The sequence below is a fragment of the Cryobacterium breve genome (genome assembly GCF_004402375.1).
Lineage (GTDB): Bacteria > Actinomycetota > Actinomycetes > Actinomycetales > Microbacteriaceae > Cryobacterium > Cryobacterium breve.
In genome coordinates, this window is record NZ_SOGJ01000022.1 from 84,100 (window position 1) to 102,994 (window position 18,895).

The 18,895-nt window shown below is 67.0% G+C and carries 20 protein-coding genes; 11 read left to right on the top strand and 9 right to left on the bottom strand.

The genetic code is table 11. The annotated features are described in order from the left end of the window. Positions 1–6: 6 nt before the first annotated feature. Complete coding sequence (locus tag E3O65_RS09325; RefSeq protein ID WP_241985629.1) at positions 7–1,284, bottom strand: multidrug effflux MFS transporter; 1,278 nt, start codon at positions 1,282–1,284, stop codon at positions 7–9. A gap of 600 nt (positions 1,285–1,884) precedes the next feature. Here E3O65_RS09325 and E3O65_RS09330 point away from each other — a divergent pair. Further along, complete coding sequence (locus tag E3O65_RS09330; RefSeq protein ID WP_134363460.1) at positions 1,885–2,757, top strand: DsbA family protein; 873 nt, start codon at positions 1,885–1,887, stop codon at positions 2,755–2,757. 107 nt (positions 2,758–2,864) lie between these two features. Further along, a complete protein-coding gene (locus tag E3O65_RS09335; protein WP_134363461.1) occupies positions 2,865–3,191 on the top strand; it encodes a CHY zinc finger protein in 327 nt (108 codons plus the stop codon). 15 nt (positions 3,192–3,206) lie between these two features. On the opposite strand, the gene E3O65_RS09340 is transcribed toward E3O65_RS09335, so the two are convergent. Both E3O65_RS09340 and E3O65_RS09345 read right to left on the bottom strand, forming a co-directional pair. After that, positions 3,207–4,049 carry a M23 family metallopeptidase gene (locus tag E3O65_RS09340; RefSeq protein ID WP_166785713.1) on the bottom strand — a complete coding sequence of 281 codons (843 nt, stop codon included), beginning with the start codon at positions 4,047–4,049 and terminating at the stop codon, positions 3,207–3,209. Between the two features lie 306 nt (positions 4,050–4,355). Then, complete coding sequence (locus tag E3O65_RS09345; protein ID WP_134363463.1) at positions 4,356–4,715, bottom strand: ArsR/SmtB family transcription factor; 360 nt, start codon at positions 4,713–4,715, stop codon at positions 4,356–4,358. 155 nt (positions 4,716–4,870) lie between these two features. Here E3O65_RS09345 and arsB point away from each other — a divergent pair, with 155 nt between their 5' ends. The 3 genes from arsB to E3O65_RS09360 are packed head-to-tail and all read left to right on the top strand — an operon-like array spanning position 4,871 to position 7,182. Then, entirely contained in the window at positions 4,871–6,025 is a 1,155-nt protein-coding gene (gene arsB, locus E3O65_RS09350) for an ACR3 family arsenite efflux transporter (RefSeq protein WP_134363464.1), read from the top strand. Positions 6,026–6,085: 60 nt separating this feature from the next. Then, entirely contained in the window at positions 6,086–6,496 is a 411-nt protein-coding gene (locus E3O65_RS09355) for an arsenate reductase ArsC (protein WP_134363465.1), read from the top strand. A gap of 11 nt (positions 6,497–6,507) precedes the next feature. Beyond that, on the top strand, positions 6,508–7,182 hold the full coding sequence (locus tag E3O65_RS09360) for an arsenate reductase/protein-tyrosine-phosphatase family protein (RefSeq protein ID WP_134363466.1): 675 nt from the start codon (positions 6,508–6,510) through the stop codon (positions 7,180–7,182). A 110-nt stretch (positions 7,183–7,292) separates the two neighbouring features. Here the strand turns inward: E3O65_RS09360 and E3O65_RS09365 are convergent, their stop codons facing one another. Continuing rightward, positions 7,293–9,407, bottom strand: coding sequence for a hypothetical protein (locus E3O65_RS09365; RefSeq protein ID WP_134363467.1), 2,115 nt, complete (start codon positions 9,405–9,407; stop codon positions 7,293–7,295). A gap of 176 nt (positions 9,408–9,583) precedes the next feature. Here E3O65_RS09365 and E3O65_RS09370 point away from each other — a divergent pair, with 176 nt between their 5' ends. Next, positions 9,584–9,943, top strand: a complete 360-nt coding sequence (locus tag E3O65_RS09370; RefSeq protein WP_134363468.1) for a TIGR02611 family protein — start codon at positions 9,584–9,586, stop codon at positions 9,941–9,943. On the opposite strand, the gene E3O65_RS09375 is transcribed toward E3O65_RS09370, so the two are convergent. Beyond that, positions 9,864–10,391, bottom strand: a complete 528-nt coding sequence (locus tag E3O65_RS09375; RefSeq protein WP_134363469.1) for a MarR family winged helix-turn-helix transcriptional regulator — start codon at positions 10,389–10,391, stop codon at positions 9,864–9,866. The genes E3O65_RS09370 and E3O65_RS09375 overlap by 80 nt on opposite strands. Before the next feature lie 85 nt (positions 10,392–10,476). Between E3O65_RS09375 and E3O65_RS09380 the strand changes: the two genes are divergently transcribed. After that, positions 10,477–10,926, top strand: a complete 450-nt coding sequence (locus E3O65_RS09380; RefSeq protein WP_134363470.1) for an organic hydroperoxide resistance protein — start codon at positions 10,477–10,479, stop codon at positions 10,924–10,926. Positions 10,927–11,012: 86 nt separating this feature from the next. On the opposite strand, the gene E3O65_RS09385 is transcribed toward E3O65_RS09380, so the two are convergent. Continuing rightward, a complete protein-coding gene (locus tag E3O65_RS09385; RefSeq protein WP_134363471.1) occupies positions 11,013–11,672 on the bottom strand; it encodes a ScbR family autoregulator-binding transcription factor in 660 nt (219 codons plus the stop codon). Between the two features lie 236 nt (positions 11,673–11,908). Here E3O65_RS09385 and E3O65_RS09390 point away from each other — a divergent pair, with 236 nt between their 5' ends. Beyond that, the gene (locus E3O65_RS09390) at positions 11,909–12,130 is read left to right on the top strand and encodes a PLDc N-terminal domain-containing protein (RefSeq protein ID WP_134363472.1); all 222 of its coding nucleotides are present in this window, start codon (positions 11,909–11,911) and stop codon (positions 12,128–12,130) included. A gap of 10 nt (positions 12,131–12,140) precedes the next feature. Here E3O65_RS09390 and E3O65_RS09395 read toward each other — a convergent pair whose 3' ends face one another. After that, positions 12,141–12,611, bottom strand: coding sequence for a universal stress protein (locus E3O65_RS09395; protein ID WP_134363473.1), 471 nt, complete (start codon positions 12,609–12,611; stop codon positions 12,141–12,143). Positions 12,612–12,771: 160 nt separating this feature from the next. Between E3O65_RS09395 and E3O65_RS09400 the strand changes: the two genes are divergently transcribed. From E3O65_RS09400 to E3O65_RS09410, 3 genes are all read left to right on the top strand, one after another. Beyond that, positions 12,772–13,662, top strand: a complete 891-nt coding sequence (locus E3O65_RS09400; RefSeq protein WP_134363474.1) for a hypothetical protein — start codon at positions 12,772–12,774, stop codon at positions 13,660–13,662. 402 nt (positions 13,663–14,064) lie between these two features. Further along, a complete protein-coding gene (locus E3O65_RS16910) occupies positions 14,065–14,973 on the top strand; it encodes a hypothetical protein (RefSeq protein WP_181446282.1) in 909 nt (302 codons plus the stop codon). 258 nt (positions 14,974–15,231) lie between these two features. Further along, complete coding sequence (locus E3O65_RS09410) at positions 15,232–15,678, top strand: DUF1801 domain-containing protein (RefSeq protein WP_134363475.1); 447 nt, start codon at positions 15,232–15,234, stop codon at positions 15,676–15,678. Here the strand turns inward: E3O65_RS09410 and nrdF are convergent. After that, entirely contained in the window at positions 15,675–16,649 is a 975-nt protein-coding gene (gene nrdF / locus E3O65_RS09415; RefSeq protein WP_134363476.1) for a class 1b ribonucleoside-diphosphate reductase subunit beta, read from the bottom strand. The genes E3O65_RS09410 and nrdF overlap by 4 nt on opposite strands. A gap of 113 nt (positions 16,650–16,762) precedes the next feature. Continuing rightward, positions 16,763–18,895: a class 1b ribonucleoside-diphosphate reductase subunit alpha gene (nrdE, locus tag E3O65_RS09420; RefSeq protein ID WP_134363560.1), complete on the bottom strand. Its 2,133-nt coding sequence runs from the start codon at positions 18,893–18,895 to the stop codon at positions 16,763–16,765.

Consider the following 18,895-nt stretch of genomic DNA (forward strand, 5'->3'; position numbering starts at 1 on the left):
TGAGCCTCAGCGATCCAGCGCGGGCACCGACCGGGGGCGCACGATGAACCAGAGGGCGAGGATCGACACCACGGCTGTCACGCCCATCACGGCGCCCATCGGAACGGCGGTCCCGACGCCGAGCACGCCGACGACCGGGGAGATCAGCCCGGCCACACCGAAGTTCGCGGCGCCGAGCAACGATGCTGCGGTGCCGGCCTCGTGCGCGTGGGCGTTCAGGGCGATGACCTGCACGCTCGGCAGGGTGAAACCACAGGCCGCGATGAAGAACCACAGCGGCACGAGGGTGCCCCAGAGCCCCGCGCCGGCGAGGTCGAGCAGCACGATGGCGACGGCCGTGATCAGGAGCACCACGGTGGACACCGAAATTATCCACTGCGGGCCGATGTTGAAGCGGTGCATCAGGCGCGAGCTGAGTTGCACGCCCATCACGATGCCGAGCGAGTTGACCGCGAACAGCACGCCATACTGCTGCGGGCTGAACGCGTAAACCTGCTGAAACAGGAATGACGACGCCGACAGGTAGGAGAACAGACCGGTGAAGGTCATCGCCCCGATGATCGCGACGCCCACGAAGATACGGTCGCTGAGCACGGCACGGTAGCGCTGACGGAGGGAACTGTGCCCCTTGACGTGACGTTCGGCATCCGGAAGCGTCTCGACGATCCAGAACGCGACGGCCAAGATGACGACTGCGCCGTAGGCGGCGAGCACCCAGAAGATGCCGCGCCAGTTCATCACGAGCAGAAGCTGCGAGCCGATGACCGGGGCCAACACCGGGGCCAGGCCGCTGATCAGCGCGAGGCGGGAGAGCATCTTCACGAGCGGCTTGCCGCCGAACAGGTCGCGCACCATGGCCAGGGCCACGACCGCGCCGGCCGCAGCGCCGAATCCCTGCAACAGGCGGAAGACCGCGAGCCAGACGATGTCCTGCGAGAGGGCGGCTCCCACGCTCGCCAGGATGTGGAAGCCGGTCGCGAGCATCAGCGGCAGGCGGCGCCCAACCTTGTCACTCCACGGACCTACGACGAGCTGACCGAAACCGAAGCCGATCATGGTTCCGGTGAGAGTCAACTGGATGGCGGCGGCCGAGACACCGAACTCGCTCTCCAGCGTCGGGAACGCCGGCAGGTACAGGTCGATCGTGAACGGACCGAGGGCTGTGAGCGCACCGAGCACGATGATGTAGACGAGGCGCTGGCCGCGGGAGAGGGAATCGCCGGGATGCTTCGCGGCCGACCTCAGGTCGGCGGCGGTAATGACGGTGATGGCGGCGGTGGTCACGTGATGTTGGTCCTCGGTATCGGTTGTGCAGACCCGACGGGGGCCTGCCGCATGCTGGGCTGAGTTCGTTCGAGGCGCCGCATCGCGGGCGTCAGCACCAGCAGCGGAACACGGGACCGCTCTCAGAGTCAAGACAACGGTGCCTGCGCCTATTCCCCCGTTCAGGGAACGCCGCAGAAGTTGCAGGAATCCACCGGATTGTGCACCGGGCGCTGGGGCGCGGACTCGGGCTCGGGGAGGGCGGGCTCGGACTCGGGGAGGACGGGGCTCGGGCTCGAAGCCGCGCCGGCGCACTGGTGTTCCCCCCTTCGGAGTGGCTAACTCAGGAGATGCAACGGATGCCGCGCGCCAGCGCGCGGAATCCCGCGGCACCCAGCCACCGGCATCCGTCGTTCTCCTGAGTTAGCCCCAAGCTGGAACCGGAACCCCCTCACCGCCACCACCAGCACCAGCACCAGCACCAGCACAACCTCACCGCCATCAGCACCGCCTCACCCGCGCCGCTCACAGCTCCCTCACAGCCCCGCGGCACTTGCCCCGGAGAGAACCCTCTAACCTTGGAACCAACTGCCAGTCGCAACGAAACGGTGCACTAAGTCCATGAGCAATGTCTACGGCAAGCCTGTCCCCCCCAAGAAGGATCGCCGCGAGATGGCGCGTGAAAGCGCCAGGCAGCTCCGCGAGGAGCAGCAGAAGAAGGAGAAGCGCAACCGCTGGCTGTTGCGCGGCGGCATCGGCGCCGGCCTGGTCGCGGCTGCCGTGGTCGTGGCCCTCATCGTGGTCGGAAGCACCGGTCCTGCAGCGCCCGGCCCGCTCAACATGGCCAGCGACGGCGTGCTCCTCACGGGCGACGGCACCAACATCGTTCCGGTCGAGACCGCCGCGGTCGCCGCCGATGAGGATCCCATCGCCACCGACCCCAGCACCCTCGGCGACACCGCGAACATCGTGGTCTACGCCGACTACCTGTGCCCCTTCTGCGGCCAGTTCGAGATCACGAACGGCGAGCAGATCGCCGGCTGGGTCGCCGCCGGAACCGCCACCCTCGAACTGCACCCGATCTCAATCCTCGACCCGGTGTCGGCGGGCAGCAAGTTCCCGACCCGGGCCGCCGCCGCCCTCTCCTGCGTCGCGAACTACGAGCCCAAGAACGTGCTCGCCATGAACGCGGCCCTGTTCGCGAACCAGCCGGCCGAGAACACCGAGGGCCTGACGAACGAAGACCTGGTCACCCTGGCCACCGACGCGGGCGTCACCGATAAGAAGGTGGCCACCTGCATCACGGAGAACACCTTCACTTCCTGGGTCGGCGACGCCACCCAGCGCGCCCTTGACGGCCCCCTCCCCAACGCCGACATCAAGCAGGTCAAGGGCACGCCCACCGTCTTGGTCAACGGCGTCTCCTACCCTGGCGCCCTCGATGACCCGGCCGCCTTCGAAGCCTTCGTCACCGCGCAGGTCACCGGCGAGTAAGCCTGGCTTCACCCCCGTCAACACCGCAAGCGGATGCCGCGGCACCCGCTCGAACACCGGCGCACCCTTACGGGCAGTCGCGTTCGCACCTCGCGCGAAGGACCAGCATGCAGATTCACGGACAGACCGTCGACGCCCAGACCCGGTGCGTGCATTACCGTTCAGCCCTCGACGTCGTGGCCATCAAGTTCTTCTGCTGCGGGCGCTTCTACCCCTGCCATCAGTGCCACTCCGACGGCGAAACCCATGTCGCACGGCTCTGGCCACCCGACCGCTGGGGCGAGCACGCCATTCTTTGCGGAGTCTGCCGGGGCACACTCTCGATCGCTGACTACCGGGCGGTCACGGCGTGCCCGGCGTGCGGCTCCGCCTTCAACGACGGATGCCGCGCCCACGCCCACCTCTACTTCGACGTCCAGGCAACACCGGCCTGATCCGCCGCAGCCTGCCTACATCGGGCCGGCGCGCTGCGTCATCCAGGCGTAGGGATCCGTCGGGGTCACACCGTCGATCAGGATCTCGAAGTGCAGGTGCGGGCCGGTGCTCTGGCCCGTGCTGCCCACATTGCCCAGGTGGGTGCCCACTCCCACGGACTGTCCTGCGGAAACCTGGAGCGAACCGGACTGGAAGTGCGCGTAGACGCTGCTGACAAGTTGGCCGTCGATGGTGTGGTCGACGATCGCATAGACGCCGAAGCCGCCGTTGTCGGTGGCCGAAACCTCTCGCACGACGCCGTCGGCAACCGCGTGCGCCGGAGCACCCTCACCGGGGAGCATGTCGAGACCCTTGTGGAAGGTCGAGCAACCCACGCACGGTGCTTCGCGCGGCCCGTAGGCGCTGGAGAGTCGCACCGAGCCGGGGAACGGCCAGCGCACGGCGCCGCCGGCGGGAACCGCTGCGGCCGCAGCCGCCGGGGCGGAAGCGGCAGGTGCCGCGGGCACCGGAACGGGCTTCGGCGCGTCCGTCACGGTGAACCCGTCGCGCTCCACGGCGGTAGTTCCGGCCGCGCTGGGCAACAGGCTCTGGAGCGGCAGGGCGCCGGCAGTCGCCGCGGCCGCAGACGAATAGCCAGCCGCGGGATCGGAGGCAGACGGCGCCTGGTCATCCGCTGCCGCCCGGACCGAGGCTGCCACCGCGACGTCCGGCAGGCTGGCGTAGGTGTTTAACTGTGCACCCTGGGCCGGGATGGCGATGGTCACTGTGAGGAGCGTGGCGAAGGCCATCGCGACGCCGCCGGCGGCGGCCTGACGCACGGACCGGTTCACGGACCGGTTCAGCTCAGGCGTCTGCATAGGCATCTTCCGCCGAAGCGCGGCAGGCAGGGAACGGGGGGCAAAGGGGCATGATGAAAGCTCTCGTCGGCGCGGTTACGCGGTTCGGGGGAGGGATGGATCCTCGCTCAGACGGAGCATGCGCTCACAGCGCAGAGCAATCCGACCGAGAACGACGCTCCCTCATCGGAAGTGTCCACGTGCGCCGCACGACAAGGGGCTGCGCGCACAAGTGCTGAGAATATCTCGCTATCCTGAACAAACGATGGGCTTGCCCACATCAGCAACGGATGGCGTGAGCCGGCCCACACCTCGACCGCAGCCGGGTCAGAGCCCGAGCACCCGTTCCGCGAGCGATCCCAGCGCCCCGGGGACGAGCCGGTAATAGGCCCACGTGCCGCGTTTGTCGCGGGTGAGGATTCCAGCATCCACCAGCACTTTGAGGTGGTGGGACACGGTCGGCTGGCTGAGACCGAGCGGCTCGGTCAGATCGCAGACGCAGGCCTCCAGATCGGCATGCGCGGCCACCAGGGAAACCAGGCGCAGCCGTGCCGGGTCGGCGACTGCCTTCAGCAGTCGGGCCAGCCTCTCGGCCTCGTCGGTCCCGATCGCCTCGCGCGACGCGGGCGCGCAGCACACCGGCTCGATCGGCGCCTCGGGCACAGGGCGGGTCTCGGTGAACGGCATCTGAACAGTATCTCCCATAAATTGACATCCATCGATGCAATGGGGAAGACTCCCTATCGACGCCTCCAATTTTAGGTGCCACCAGCTGACTTTCGCCTCACTCGCGGATTTTCGCCTCACCCGCTGATTTTTGCCTCACCCGCTGACGGAGCATGATGCCCTACCCCGAACCCTCGACCGTCCAGCCCACCAGGCCCGCCGCCGATCCCGCGCCCGCCCGGCTCGGCGCCATGGACCGCCTGCTGCCGGTCTGGATCCTCGCGGCGATGGCCATGGGCCTGCTGCTGGCCGTCTTCGCGCCCAGCGTCGGCGACGCGCTCGGCGCCTTCACGATCGGCTCGGTCAGCGTTCCCATCGCGATCGGCCTGCTGGTTATGATGTACCCGGTGCTGGCGAAGGTTCGCTACACGGATGCCCGCACCGTCGCCCGCGACCGCCGCCTGCTGGTCTCGTCGCTGGTGCTCAACTGGCTACTTGGCCCCGCCTTGATGTTCGCCCTCGCCTGGACGTTCCTGCCCGATCTGCCTGAGTACCGCACCGGCCTGATCATCGTGGGACTCGCCCGATGCATCGCCATGGTGCTGATCTGGAATGACCTGGCCTGCGGCGACCGCGAGGCAGCCGCGTTCCTGGTGGCTCTCAACTCCGTCTTCCAGGTCATCGCGTTCGCCGCGCTGGGCTGGTTCTACCTTCAGGTGCTTCCCGCCTGGCTCGGCCTGTCCACCACGAGCGCGGAGTTCTCGATCTGGGCGATCACCGTGAGCGTGCTGGTCTTCCTGGGCATCCCGCTACTGGCCGGCTACCTGTCCCGCCGGGTCGGCGAGGCCACCCGCGGCCGCGACTGGTACGAGAGCCGGTTCCTGCCCAAGGTCAGCCCGTTCGCGCTCTACGGCCTCCTGTTCACGATCGTGCTGCTCTTCGCCCTGCAGGGTCGACAGGTGATCGACCGCCCGATGGACGTGGCCCTGATCGCTCTGCCGCTACTCGTCTACTTCGCGGTCATGTTCGCCGCGGGATTCGCCACCGGCAAGCTCACCGGGCTCTCCTACGAACGCACAACGACACTCGCCTTCACCGCTGCGGGCAACAACTTCGAGCTCGCGATCGCGGTGGCCATCGGCACCTTCGGTGCCACGAGCGGCCAGGCTCTCGCGGGGATCGTGGGCCCGTTGATCGAGGTTCCGGCGCTGGTCGCCCTTGTCTACGTGGCGTTGTGGCTGCGGCCGCGCCTGTTCCCGGGGGCCGCGCCGCAGGCATCCGTCGCCGCCACCATCGAGCCTGCAACCGACCCCGTGCCCGACCGGGTCTGACTCTCACCATCCCACCGCACTCCCGCGTGACCCCCTGAAAATGAAGAAGGATTCCCGACCATGACCGCAAAGCCCACCGTTCTCTTCGTCTGCGTGCATAACGCGGGCCGCTCCCAGATGGCCGCCGGCTATATGACCGCCCTGTCCGAGGGCCGCGTCGAGGTGCTGTCCGCCGGCTCAGCGCCCAAGGACCAGATCAACCCCGTCGCCATCCTGGCCATGGCCGAGGAGAACATCGACATCGCGAACAACGTGCCGAAGATCCTCACCACCGAGGCCGTCAAGGAATCGGACGTCGTGATCACCATGGGCTGCGGCGACACCTGCCCGATCTTCCCTGGCAAGCGCTACGAGGACTGGGAACTCGCCGACCCGGCCGGCCAGGGCATCGAGTCGGTGCGCCCGATCCGCGACGAGATCAAGGCCCGCATCCAGGCCCTGCTCGCCGAGATTCTCCCTCCCCAGGCGTAGGTCCAGCCCCCATGAGCGATCTGAGTGCGCGCCGACCACTGCCCGGGCTAACCTTCCCCGAGGAATCGTTGCGGCGGCTCGCGGCGGATCTCACCCGGCGGTTCTCGGGAATCTTCGGCGCCGAGACGATCGAGCGCTATGTGCTCGAGTCGCACACCTCGCTGCTGCGCACATCGACGGTCACGGCGTTCCTGGTGACCAACACGGGGCGCTACGCCACCGACCGCCTGACCGCACTGGCCCAGGCCAAGGGCGCGATCACAAAAGACGTGCCCGAGGTCTTGTTCGTCTGCGAGCAGAACGCGGGACGGTCCCAGATGGCGGCCGTGCTGACCCAGGCCCTGTCCGGTGGCCGGGTGCACGTGCGTTCGGCCGGTTCGGCCCCGGCCAAGGGGCTCAACCCCACAGTGATGACGGTCATGGCCGAGCTCGGCCTCGACTTCGGGGAGGAGTTCCCGAAACCGCTGACGGATGACGTCGTGCAGGCCGCCGATGTCGTCGTCACCATGGGCTGCGGAGACGCCTGTCCCGTCTATCCGGGCAAGCTCTACCAGGATTGGGAACTGACCGACCCGGCCGGGCAGCCGGTGGAAGAGGTGCGTCGCATTCGCGACCAGATCCGGCGCCAGGTCGAGGCCATGCTCGCGACCCTCGGGGTCGACCCGCAGCCGCTGCCGCAGCCCTAGCCGGGCTCGCCGTCTGGTCGCGTGGTTCCCACTTCGACAGATGCGGTCGAGTTCGCCCGGCATAGCGGGCGAACTCGACCGCACGTGACGACCTCAGCGAATCTATGCCGCTACTTGCGCACCAACTTCGCCACGGTGAACCCCCCGGCGGCGACCGTCACGGCCCCCGTCTTCGGGGCCTTCTTGTCGGCGGACGTGACGGGCTTGCCGGTCGCATCGAACGCCTGCTGCGACAGCTTGTAGCCGCGCGGCACGACAACCGTGCGCACACTGGTCTCGTTCGCCGCACTGACGTACACCGTGGACTCCCCCGCCGAACCGGTCACCGTGATCGTCGAGATCAGCGGCTGGATCAGCAGCGCGTCAACGGATGCAGCGCCTCCGGCAACACCGACGACAGCGGTGTCCGAGCCCGGCAGAGTCCGCTCGAGCGAGAGCGGTGTCAGACGTCCCGGGGCATCCGTGATGCCCTGCGCGCCCGCGCCACCGTTGCTCGTGCTGCCCAGCGTCGACGTCGCGGACGACCATGTCGTGGCCCCGGAGTCGGCCTCACTCTGGTTCACGATCGGGAAGACAGTGCGAGGCTGGTCGGTGGCGGGAACCGGGATGCTCAGCGAGTCGCCCGCAGCCAGCCTTACGTACGCGCCGCCCGAGAGGTTGGCCTCGCCGGTCCAGGACGACGGCGGTGTGACCACGGATCCGCTGCCGGCAATGGTGCCGGCCTCTGCCTCGACCACGCTGAGTCCCACCGTAGAGACGGTCTCGTTGATGCCGAGGGCCTGGGCCTTCAGCGTCGGATTCGCGTCCAGTGTGAGCATGGTCATCAGGGCGTGGATGGTGGACTCGGCGCCCGAGTTGGGGTTGATCCGGCCGTCCTGCTCGATGCCGTCGATGGCCGTGCCGGTGGCCGGGTTGTAGGCGGGGGCTCCGTTCGGGTTGGCGCCGAAGAACCAGCCGGCGGTCACGGCGGCGAGGTCGAGCAGGCCAGGGGAGTTCGCGGCCGCGGCGGTGGCGACCAGCCCCTGCACGCGGGAGTCGACGCCGTAGGCGATCTGGGCTTCACCGGGGGTGGGGCTCCAGGCGTTGTCCGGTCCGCCGGCGGCCAGCAGTTGCGGGGTGAACTGGGCGGAGTCCTTGACGGCGGCGCCGAGCAGGTCAGAGCGCCCGAGCACGGTGGACGCGGTGGCGACGGCGGCCGGGGCCAGTCCGCCCCAGGCGTGCCACAGGGTTTGCGACTTGTTCCACGGCATGATCGCGCCGAAAGGCCACTCGGTGGCGGAGCCGGCGGACATCTCGGCGACGCCCTCGGTGAGCTGCGCCAGCGCTGTCCGCGCGGAGTCGTCGTCCGGGGCGGCCGTGACGTAGGCGGCGAGGCCGAGCGCGGCCTCGGCCGAGGCATCCGCCCCGCCCGCGATGAGCCAGGCTGGCACGTTCACGCCGTCGGCCACGTCATAGGTGCCGTACGTGCCGAGCGACTGGCGCTCGAGGGAGTCGAGGGAGAGATGCAGGCGGTCCTGGAGGAACGCGGCGAACTCGGGGTCGGTGTCCTGGAAGGCGGCGAAGCCCTCGCCGAGGGCCCAGACCGTGCGCGCCACCCAGTAGGACTCGGCCGAGTCGCTCGGGTCGGGCAGTTCCACCGGTCTGGCACTCGGGGTCAGGGTTCCGTCGGCCTGCTGCCAGAGCACGACGTTCCCGGCGTTCGGGCCGGTCGCGGTCTGCAGGTAGGTGAGGGAACGCAGGGTCTGCACGGCGTGCTCGCGGCTGGTCTCGTCGCCGGTCTGCTGCCAGTGCCGCAGGTAGACGACCGCCGTGCGGGCCACATCGTCGGCGTTGTACGCGCCCTGGCTCCAGTGCCCGGTCGCGGGGTCGAGTGACCCGCCGCCGACCCGACCGTAGCTGCCGTCGGCCTTCTTGTCGGCGTAGGTCCACGGCGCCTGGGCAGTGGGCTGCGCGTCGATCTCATAGGTGGTGTGCCCCTCCACCGCGATCAGCGGCACAGTGTCAAGCAGGAAGTTCAGGTGCGACAGATTGGTCAGCGGCGTGGAAGACGGCCGCGCCTTGAGGGCGGCCCCGGAGTCTTGGCCGATGGCAGTGTCGGGCGGTGGCGCCGCGGATGCGGTGGCCGTTCCTGCTCCCAGGAGGAGCATGGAGACCGCTGCGGTGAGGGCAACGGCTTTCATTGATCGTGAGCGGGGGGACTCTGAGCGAACAGCGTTGTACGTCATTTCTTCTCTCCTGGTTCGAGTCTGAACCGGTTTGGTATTACCAACTAAACCGGTTAAGGCCTAACGAGTCAAGAGAATCGCGGCAACGTGCCCCCCATTCGAGGCCGAAAAGCGCCCATGCCGAACACCGGATGCCCGCGCAGCAGCTTCCCAGCGACCGGCTCTAGCCTGATCGCATGACCGTCACCCTCCAGCGCGATTTCGACAGTGGACGCAGCTCCGGGCACCCGATCCGGCGCTTCCTTCGACGCACTCGCGCGTGGGTGGACCGCTATCCGCGACTGCGCTGGTTCTACCGGGCTCTGGTCGGCGTGCTCGGTTCCACAGTGGCCGTGATCGGCCTGATCCTGGTTCCGCTGCCCGGCCCCGGCTGGCTGATCGTCTTCCTCGGCATCGCGATCCTGGGCACGGAGTTCCCCACCGCGCACCGCGTCGCGGTGGTGCTCAAGCGCATCCTCACCGCGGCCTGGGCGTGGTGGCGCTCCCGCCGCGCGCGCGCGTCCGCCGGAACGTCGACCGCCTCGGCTGGGTCTTGAGTTCGGTCCGTACCGAGCCGAGTATCCTCGTCACCGTCGCCAGATCCTCCGCGCTGATCCGGTCGAACAGCATTTCCCTCACCAGCCGCACATAGCCGGGGATTCCCCGCATCAGGCAGTCCCGCCCCGCCGGGGTGAGGTGGGCCATCACCGAGCGCTCGTCACCCGCGGCCGGGCGCCGCTCCACCAGACCGCGCTGCTCGAGCTGGCCGACCTGATAGGTGAGACCGCTCCGCGACACCGTGAGCTCGTCGGCGATATCAGTCATCCGTCGCGCCGCATCCGGTCCCTCGCCGATGCGCGCCAGAATCTCGAACTTCGCCAGTGACAGCCCCACACTCCCCCGCAGCTCGCGGTCGGCGGCGTACTGCACGCTGTTCGACGTCTCGAAAATGGCGGCCCAGGCCTGCATCTCGGCAGGGGTCACCGTGGATTCGGGAATACTCATCAACCGTCCCTAGTTGTTTCGAATACGAAGCACTTCCTGGAGAGCTCACCCCAGTCTCTCCCGCCCAGCCCCGAAAGAAGACACCATGAGCACCGTCACCCCCACGAGCACCACCGTTTACACCGCCTCCGCAACCTCCTGGGGCGGGCGAAGCGGCAAGGTCGTCACGAGCGACAACAAGCTTCAGCTCGACCTGTCGATCCCCGCCGAAATGGGCGGCGACAACGGCCCCGGCACCAACCCCGAGCAACTCTTCGCGAGCGGCTGGGCCGCCTGCTTCCACAACGCACTCAAGGGTGTCGCTCGCCAGCAGAAGCTGGACGTCGCCGACTCCGCCGTCACCCTGACCGTCAACCTGGTCGGCGGCATGGCCACGGGCTTCGACTTCGAAGTCACCATCGAGGCCCAGCTGCCCGGCATCGACCCGGCAACCGCCCAGGCGGCCCTTGCGGCCGCCCACGAGGTCTGCCCCTACTCGCGGGCGACCCGCGGCAACATCGCCGTGAACCTGGTCGTCGTCAGCGACGACGAATAGGCACGACGGCCGGGCACTGTCGCGGCGTCGCCGGGCCGGCACTGGCCCGGCCACGGCGCTGACTGGGCCGCTGACTGGCCCGCTGACTACGTCGCGGCGTACTCGCTTCGCAGGTGCGCGGGCAGGGCGACCAGGCTCGCGAGGCGCTCGGCCGGCAGCGCGTCCGAGATCAGGCCCGGCAGCAGCAGCGTCCACATCTCCTCCACCCGCTGGTAGAGGTCGCCCCTGCCGGTCAGAACTTCGGAAACGGTCTGCACACCGGTGAAAGCGGGGCTGATGAAGTGCGCGGCCGCGGACACGTTGAGGTCCGCAGCGGCATCGCCCTCGTCGATCGCGCGCCGCAGCAGCTGTCGGCACACGTCGATCCAGTCGACGTACGGCGCCGCGACGGGCACCGAGAAGTTAGAGGCCTCCAGCGTGAGACGGATGCCCGCGCTCACCACCGGGTCCTCCCGCAGGCTCTTGGCCATCTCGAACGTCATCATGATCGCGGCTTCCAGCCCGGGCCGGGTGCCACCCAGATACTTCGCACCGAGGGCGATGGATGCCTCGTGCTGCGTTTCGATCACGGCGAGCGCGAGAACCTCCTTGGACGCGAAGTGGAAATACAACGCGCCCTTGGTGACTCCGGCGGCCGCCTCCAGGCCGGCGAGGGTCGTGCTTCCGTAGCCGTGCTCCCGGAAGGCTTCCGCCGCGCCCCGGATGATCGCCGCCCGTGTTCCGATCGCCCGTTGCTGCTGCGCCATGCCACTCCTCGATTCGACCAGAGTCCCAGCGTAGCGACCACCCCAGGCCGGGGCGGCGCGGCCGCCGCAGCATCCGTCGTCGGGCTCGGAATCAGTTCGGAAAACGCCCCACCAGAAGATACTGTTTGGTATGGTTTAGGCTCACGATGCTTTCACGGTGAACTGTCGGGGTCGATCTTGATCGCCGCCGGCTGCGTGGGTGGCATCGCCAGGGGATTCAATGTGGGGGGTCACAGATGATCGACGGCGCAAGCATGGTGCATTTTGCCGCACTCGGGCTCGGGGGCCTGGCGGTTCTGGGGAGTATCGCGGTCGTCGTCGTGGCACTGGTTCAGATCACCCGGGCGTTCCACCTGCGCGAGGCGGCGCGGGCGAGCTGGGCGCTCGCCGTGATCTGCGCACCGGTCTTCGGCGCCGTGGCCTGGTTCGCCGTTGGCAACCGGATCGACGCCGACTGAGGCACCGCGGCTAGCTGTTCGGGCGAACGACCAACACCGGGCACGTGGCGTGCCGCACGCACTGCTCGCTCACCGACCCCAGCAGCATGCCACTGAGACCGCCGCGCCCGCGAGACCCGACCACGAGCATCCGTGCGCCCCGGGACGCGTCGATGAGGGACTTCAACGGGCTGGCATAGACGGCCCGGTATGCGACCTTGAGATCGGGGTGCCGGGCCACTTCGGCCATGACGGCCTCGACGAGCTCTTCGCGCACCGCGTCGGCGTACTCCTCGATCGAGGAGACGTAGCCGAATTCCCAGTTGGCCGGGCGCGGTGCCGTGTCGATGGACCACGCGCGCACCAGCACGACCGGTGCGTGCAGCTGCTGGGCGAGATCGAGCGCAACGGCCACGGCGTGATCGGCGTAACCCGATCCGTCGTGCCCGACGACGATGGTGTCGCTGGAGACGGGAGTCTGTTCTTGCTGTGTGTCCGACATGACCCCAAACTACTCCGGGCCCGCCCGCCCGGCAGTGCCCCGCGCCTGCGTGTCGAGACCGCCGCCGGAGCAGCCGCGCACGCCGCTGCCGGAGCCGTCTCGCACGCCGCGCCGCCTTGCTCCCAGCCCTTTCCCGCCGGGCCCGGCTAAGGTCTCCCCTATGACGTACCTGGGCACGCCGCGTCGACGATTGGCCGCAGTGGCGGTGGCTGTCACCCTGGCCCTGGCGGCCGGCGGCCTGGCTTTGGCGGCATCCGTTCGCTCGACCGACGCAGCCGATGGCCCGGCGGTCTTCGAACCCGGCGCTATCATCAGCGACTACAACTTCTACAATGCCGCCGCGATGACAGAGGTGGAAATCCAGGCGTTCTTGGCGGACCGATCCTGCCTCCCCCGCGACGATTCGCCGTGCCTGGCGGACTACGAGGAGAGCACCCGAAGCCAGCCGGCGCAGGGCGACGGGCACTGTTCCGCCTACCCGGGTGGCCGGAACGAGTCGGCCAGCCGCATCATCGCGAAGGTCTCCGCCGCATGCAACATCAGCCCGAAGGTATTGTTGGTGCTGCTGCAAAAGGAACAGTCCCTGCTGACCCGGCCGAGCGCATCCGGTTATCTGCGTGCCACCGGCTACGGATGTCCTGACACGGCCGACTGCGATACGGCGTACTTCGGCTTCTTCAACCAGGTCTATCGGGCCGCCTGGCAATTCCGGCAGTACACGCAGGAACCCGAACGCGCTTACAAGATCGGCACCGTGCGTGTGGGCTTCAATCCGGACGCGACGTGCGGGGCGACATCCGTGTCGATCCAGAATCAGGCCACCGCGAACCTCTACAACTACACGCCGTACCAGCCCAACCGGGCAGCGCTGTCCGAACCGGGCACCGACGGCGACGGATGCTCCACGCACGGCAACCTCAACTTCTGGCGGTTCTACAACCAGTGGTTCGGGTCGTCCCAGTCGATCGGCTACCCAACGGCATTCGCCTCGTGTCTCAACCTCGTCGGCGGGCAGCCGTGCCGCGAGCACGGGCTGATGCCCACCCCCTAATTGCTCTCCCGGTCAAGCGGGTTCGCCACTGGTCCAGCGTCGGTTCGGCGTCGGTTCGCCGTCGGTTCGCCGTCGGTTCGCCGTCGGTTCGGCGTCGGTTTCTTCGCGCAGAGCGTAATCGCCCTGACCGTCACCGGGTCCACCGAGTTCGGCACCGCAGGGCCGCCGCCGCACGCGAGCGACGGACTGAACCCCAGGTCAGATCGCATTACCTAACTGAATGCACACAGCTCATCCTGGTGCGATTCCCGGCGTCGTGCCCCCCTGAGCGCGCGGACATCCGTCTTGATTCCCAGCCCGCACGGACCGGCCGCCCAATCCCGGTACCTAAGCTCCTCCGATGACTACGAACGGTCGATCGGGGTTTTCACCGACCGGCCGCCGCAATCGAAAGGATCCACTTTGAACAAGCACATGATCTCCCCGGCAACCGCCACCTCCCGCACCCGACGTGCCGCCCTCGGCGCCGCCTCCGTGCTGACCGCCGGAGCATTGCTCGGCGTCGGCGCACAGGGTGCCACTGCCGCCCCGCTCAGCTCCGAACCCACGTCGAGTTCCAGCTCGAGCGCCGGCGGGAGCTCCACCACCACGACCGATGCGTTCCTGGCGTCAGTCACGAAGGAACTGCGCGCCGACCTGTCTCACGGGCAGAGCTGGAACGTGAAGGCCCAGAAGGTGGCCACCACGGTCTCTGAGCAGTCTGAGCTCTTCGAGAGCCTGCCGACGAACCTGCAGGATGACCTGACCACGCTGAAGGATGCCTCCGGCGCGGCCGATCGGGCCACCGCCGTCGACACCGTTCGCACCACCGCACTCGCCGGGGGCTACGGCGAGGAGATCACGACGATCGCCGAGGCAGTTCGGGACAACCCGCAGCATCCGCTGGCAGCTGCCGTGCGCGCCGCACTGGGCAGTGACGTCGGAACCGCGTCGGGCGAGGATTCGGGGGCCGGGCAGGAATCGGCTGCGGACACCGGTTTCTCGGTAACGGAACTGGCTCTCAAGCTCGCCGACAATCCCGCGCTCCTCGAGAAGCTGCCCGCCGACCTGCAGACCGACCTGGCCGACCTGAAGGGCGCGCCTGCCGACGAGCAGGAGGCCGCGGCAGAGGCGCTGGAAGCCGCCGCCCTGAACGGTGACTACGGCACCGAGATCCAGAAGCTCGCCGAGCGGGTCGCGGCGCACGTCTCGGCCGAGGCTGACGCCGACGCCAACGTGGGTGGAGACGCCGACGCCAGTGCCGATGCCAATGCCGATGCCGATGCCGATGCCAACGTTGGTGCCGACGCGGACGCTCACGCCGGAAACTAGAACCGCAGCACAACGGATGGCCGGAAGCGCACCGCTTCCGGCCATCCGTCTGCCCGGATGCAGACGTCCCGGCCTGCCAACCTCGTCACCGAACCAATTCGACGGAGATTCTTCGGAAATGGCGGGTTTTGAGACTGTTCGGCGTCAATCTTGGGAAAATCTCCGTCGAATTCGTTCGGGACAGAGAAAGTGAGCGGCGGAAACCGGCGAAATCGTGGCTCCTGGTCCGATCAGGTGCAAGCGCGCGATACTGGGGCCATGTCCGAGAACAAGACGCAACCGACGGATGCCTCCGTCGAGGACTTTCTGGATGCCGCGACACCCGCCCGCCGCCGCGAGGACGGCCAGGCACTCACAGCGATCCTCCGCGAGGTGACGGGGGAGGAACCGGTCATGTGGGGTGCGTCGATTGTGGGCTATGGGACCTATCGCTACGTGTCGCCAGCGAATCCGCGCACGCGCGGCGACTGGATGAAAACGGGGTTCTCGCCGCGCAGGTCGCAACTGTCCTTCTACGGGCTCAAAGACCTCCCCGAGGGCGCCGCGCTCCTCCCGCGGCTCGGCTCGTTCACGGAGGGCGCCGGGTGCGTCCACGTGAAAAAGATCGACGACATCGACCTCGACGTGCTGCGCCGGCTGATCGAGATCGCCTGGTCCCGCGACGACGACCCGGTTCCGGCGGCGCGGTCACACGCCCAAGGCTAGAAGTCCCAGTCGGCGTCTTCCGTGTTGACGGCCTTGCCGATGACGTAGGAGGAGCCCGACCCGGAGAAGAAGTCGTGGTTCTCGTCGGCGTTCGGCGAGAGCGCGGCCAGGATGGCCGGGTTCACGTCAGTGACGGTCTTCGGGAACATGGCCTCATAGCCGAGGTTCATCAGCGCCTTATTGGCGTTGTAGTGCAGGAACTTCTTGACATCCTCGGTCAGACCGTGCTCGTCATAGAGGTCCTGCGTGTACTGGATCTCGTTCTCGTACAGCTCGAACATGAGATTGAAGGTGTAATCCTTGATCTCATCGCGGCGCTCCTGCGACGACGCCTCCAGGCCCTTCTGGAACTTGTAGCCGATGTAGTAACCGTGCACGGCTTCGTCCCGGATGATCAGACGGATGAGGTCGGCCGTGTTCGTGAGGCGGGCGCGGCTCGAGAAGTACATCGGCAGGTAGAAGCCCGAGTAGAACAGGAACGACTCGAGCAGCACCGAGGCGACCTTGCGCTTGAGCGGGTCGTCGCCCTGGTAGTACTTCATGATGATCTCGGCCTTGCGCTGCAGGTTGACGTTCTCCGTCGACCAGCGGAACGCCTCATCGATCTCCTTCGTCGACGCGAGGGTCGAGAAGATCGAGGAGTAGCTTTTGGCGTGCACGGACTCCATGAACGCGATGTTCGTGTAGACAGCCTCTTCGTGGGGCGTGATCGCATCCGGAATCAACGACACGGCGCCCACGGTGCCCTGGATCGTGTCGAGCAGGGTCAGACCCGTGAACACGCGCAGGGTGAGCAGCTGCTCCGCCGGGGTGAGCGTGGCCCAGGACTGCACGTCGTTCGACAGCGGAACCTTCTCCGGCAGCCAGAAGTTGTTCGTGAGGCGGTTCCACACCTCGACGTCTTTTTCGTCTTCGATCTTGTTCCAGTTGATCGCGTCAACGTGGGAGACGAGCTTGAGCTTGTCAATCATTGGTTGTTCCTTAGTCGGCAGTGCACAGGCATTTCAGTGTTCGGGAGCCCAGCGGCGAACTCGTCACGCATCTAGATCGTCACGCATCTAGATCATTCAGGCATCTAGATCATTCAGAGAGCGCAGGAGACGCAACCCTCAACTTCGGTTCCCTCCAGGGCCATCTGGCGCAGACGGATGTAGTAGATGGTCTTGATTCCCTTTTTCCACGCGTAGATCTGGGCGCGGTTGATGTCGCGGGTCGTGGCGGTGTCCTTGAAGAACAGAGTCAACGACAGGCCCTGGTCCACGTGCTGCGTGGCCGCGGCGTAGGTGTCGATGACCTTCTCGTAGCCGACTTCGTAGGCATCCTGGTAGAACTCGGTGTTGTCATTCGTCATGAACGGCGCCGGGTAGTACACGCGACCGAGCTTGCCCTCCTTGCGGATTTCGATCTTCGACGCGATCGGGTGGATCGATGCGGTCGAGTTGTTGATATAGGAGATCGACCCCGTCGGTGGCACGGCCTGCAGGTTCTGGTTGTAGATGCCGTGCTCCATGACGGATGCCTTGAGCTCGGCCCACTCGGCCTGCGTGGGGATGTGCACGTCGGCCTGCGCGAACAGCTCGGCACCGCGCGCGGTGGCCGGCTCCCAGACCTGGTCGGTGTACTTGTCGAAGAACGCGCCGGACGCGTAGGTCGAGTCCTCGAAGCCAACGAAGGCGTGGCCGCGTTCGATGGCCAGCTTGTTGGAGGCGCGGAGGGCGTGGAAGAGCACCGTGTAGAAGTAGATGTTGGTGAAATCGATGCCCTCCTCACTGCCGTAGTAGATGCGCTCACGGGCGAGGTAGCCGTGCAGGTTCATCTGGCCCAGGCCGATGGCGTGCGACTTGTCGTTGCCGTCTTCGATCGAGCGCACGGAGGAGATGTGGCTCTGCTCCGACACCGAGCTGAGGCCGCGGATGGCGGTCTCAACGGTCTGGCCGAAGTCGGGCGAATCCATGGCAAGGGCGATGTTCATCGACCCGAGGTTGCAGGAGATGTCCTTGCCGATCTGGTCGTACGACAGGTCCTCGTTGTACGTGGTCGGGGTGTTGACCTGGAGGATCTCCGAGCAGAGGTTCGACATGTTGACGCGACCCTTGATCGGGTTCGCCGCATTCACGGTGTCTTCGAACATGATGTACGGGTAGCCGGACTCGAACTGGATCTCGGCGAGCGTCTGGAAGAAGTCGCGGGCCTTCATCTTGGACTTCTTGATGCGCGGGTCGTCGACCATCTCGTGGTACTTCTCACTGACGGAGATGTCCGCGAACGGCACCCCGTAGACACGCTCCACGTCATAGGGTGAGAACAGGTACATGTCCTCGTCTTTCTTCGCCAGCTCGAACGTGATGTCGGGCACGACCACGCCGAGGGACAGCGTCTTGATGCGCACCTTCTCGTCGGCGTTCTCACGCTTGGTGTCGAGGAAGCGCATGATGTCGGGGTGATGAGCGTGCAGGTAGACCGCGCCGGCGCCCTGGCGGGCACCGAGCTGGTTGGCGTAGCTGAAGGAGTCTTCAAGCAGCTTCATCACGGGGATGATTCCGCTGGACTGGTTCTCGATCTGCTTGATCGGTGCACCGGACTCACGGATGTTGCTGAGCAGCAACGCGACGCCGCCGCCACGCTTCGACAGCTGCAGCGACGAGTTGATGCCGCGCGAGATCGACTCCATGTTGTCTTCGATGCGGAGCAGGAAGCAGGAGACGAGCTCCCCGCGCTGCGCCTTGCCGGAGTTCAGGAACGTGGGGGTGGCCGGCTGGAAACGGCCGGCGATGATCTCCTCGACGAGGGAGATCGCGAGTTGCTCGTCGCCCTGGGCCAGACCCAGCGCGGTCATCACGACGCGGTCTTCGAAGCGCTCCAGGTAACGCTTGCCGTCGAAAGTCTTCAGCGTGTACGAGGTGTAGTACTTGAACGCACCGAGGAAGGTCTGGAAGCGGAACTTCTTCGAATACGCCAGCTTGTTGAGGTTGGTGATGAACTCGAACGAGTACTGGTCGAGCACGGCCTGCTCGTAGTACTCCTTCTCGACCAGGTAGTCGAGGCGTTCACGCAGCGTGTGGAAGAACACCGTGTTCTGGTTGACGTGCTGCAGGAAGAACTCCCGCGCAGCCTCGCGGTCTTTCTCGAACTGAATCTCCCCGTCGGGTCCATACAGGTTGAGCATGGCGTTGAGGGAGTGATAGTCCATCGCCAGGCCGGGAGCCGGGTGAGCCAT

Coding starts and splice junctions, on each gene's coding strand:
- E3O65_RS09330 (WP_134363460.1), top strand. CDS start 1,885: ATGAGCAATGTCTACGGCAAGCCTGTCCCCCCCAAGAAGGATCGCCGC.
- E3O65_RS09335 (WP_134363461.1), top strand. CDS start 2,865: ATGCAGATTCACGGACAGACCGTCGACGCCCAGACCCGGTGCGTGCAT.
- E3O65_RS09340 (WP_166785713.1), bottom strand. CDS start 4,049: ATGCAGACGCCTGAGCTGAACCGGTCCGTGAACCGGTCCGTGCGTCAG.
- E3O65_RS09345 (WP_134363463.1), bottom strand. CDS start 4,715: ATGCCGTTCACCGAGACCCGCCCTGTGCCCGAGGCGCCGATCGAGCCG.
- arsB (WP_134363464.1), top strand. CDS start 4,871: ATGCCCTACCCCGAACCCTCGACCGTCCAGCCCACCAGGCCCGCCGCC.
- E3O65_RS09355 (WP_134363465.1), top strand. CDS start 6,086: ATGACCGCAAAGCCCACCGTTCTCTTCGTCTGCGTGCATAACGCGGGC.
- E3O65_RS09360 (WP_134363466.1), top strand. CDS start 6,508: ATGAGCGATCTGAGTGCGCGCCGACCACTGCCCGGGCTAACCTTCCCC.
- E3O65_RS09365 (WP_134363467.1), bottom strand. CDS start 9,407: ATGACGTACAACGCTGTTCGCTCAGAGTCCCCCCGCTCACGATCAATG.
- E3O65_RS09370 (WP_134363468.1), top strand. CDS start 9,584: ATGACCGTCACCCTCCAGCGCGATTTCGACAGTGGACGCAGCTCCGGG.
- E3O65_RS09375 (WP_134363469.1), bottom strand. CDS start 10,391: ATGAGTATTCCCGAATCCACGGTGACCCCTGCCGAGATGCAGGCCTGG.
- E3O65_RS09380 (WP_134363470.1), top strand. CDS start 10,477: ATGAGCACCGTCACCCCCACGAGCACCACCGTTTACACCGCCTCCGCA.
- E3O65_RS09385 (WP_134363471.1), bottom strand. CDS start 11,672: ATGGCGCAGCAGCAACGGGCGATCGGAACACGGGCGGCGATCATCCGG.
- E3O65_RS09390 (WP_134363472.1), top strand. CDS start 11,909: ATGATCGACGGCGCAAGCATGGTGCATTTTGCCGCACTCGGGCTCGGG.
- E3O65_RS09395 (WP_134363473.1), bottom strand. CDS start 12,611: ATGTCGGACACACAGCAAGAACAGACTCCCGTCTCCAGCGACACCATC.
- E3O65_RS09400 (WP_134363474.1), top strand. CDS start 12,772: ATGACGTACCTGGGCACGCCGCGTCGACGATTGGCCGCAGTGGCGGTG.
- E3O65_RS09410 (WP_134363475.1), top strand. CDS start 15,232: ATGTCCGAGAACAAGACGCAACCGACGGATGCCTCCGTCGAGGACTTT.
- nrdF (WP_134363476.1), bottom strand. CDS start 16,649: ATGATTGACAAGCTCAAGCTCGTCTCCCACGTTGACGCGATCAACTGG.
- nrdE (WP_134363560.1), bottom strand. CDS start 18,895: ATGGCTCACCCGGCTCCCGGCCTGGCGATGGACTATCACTCCCTCAAC.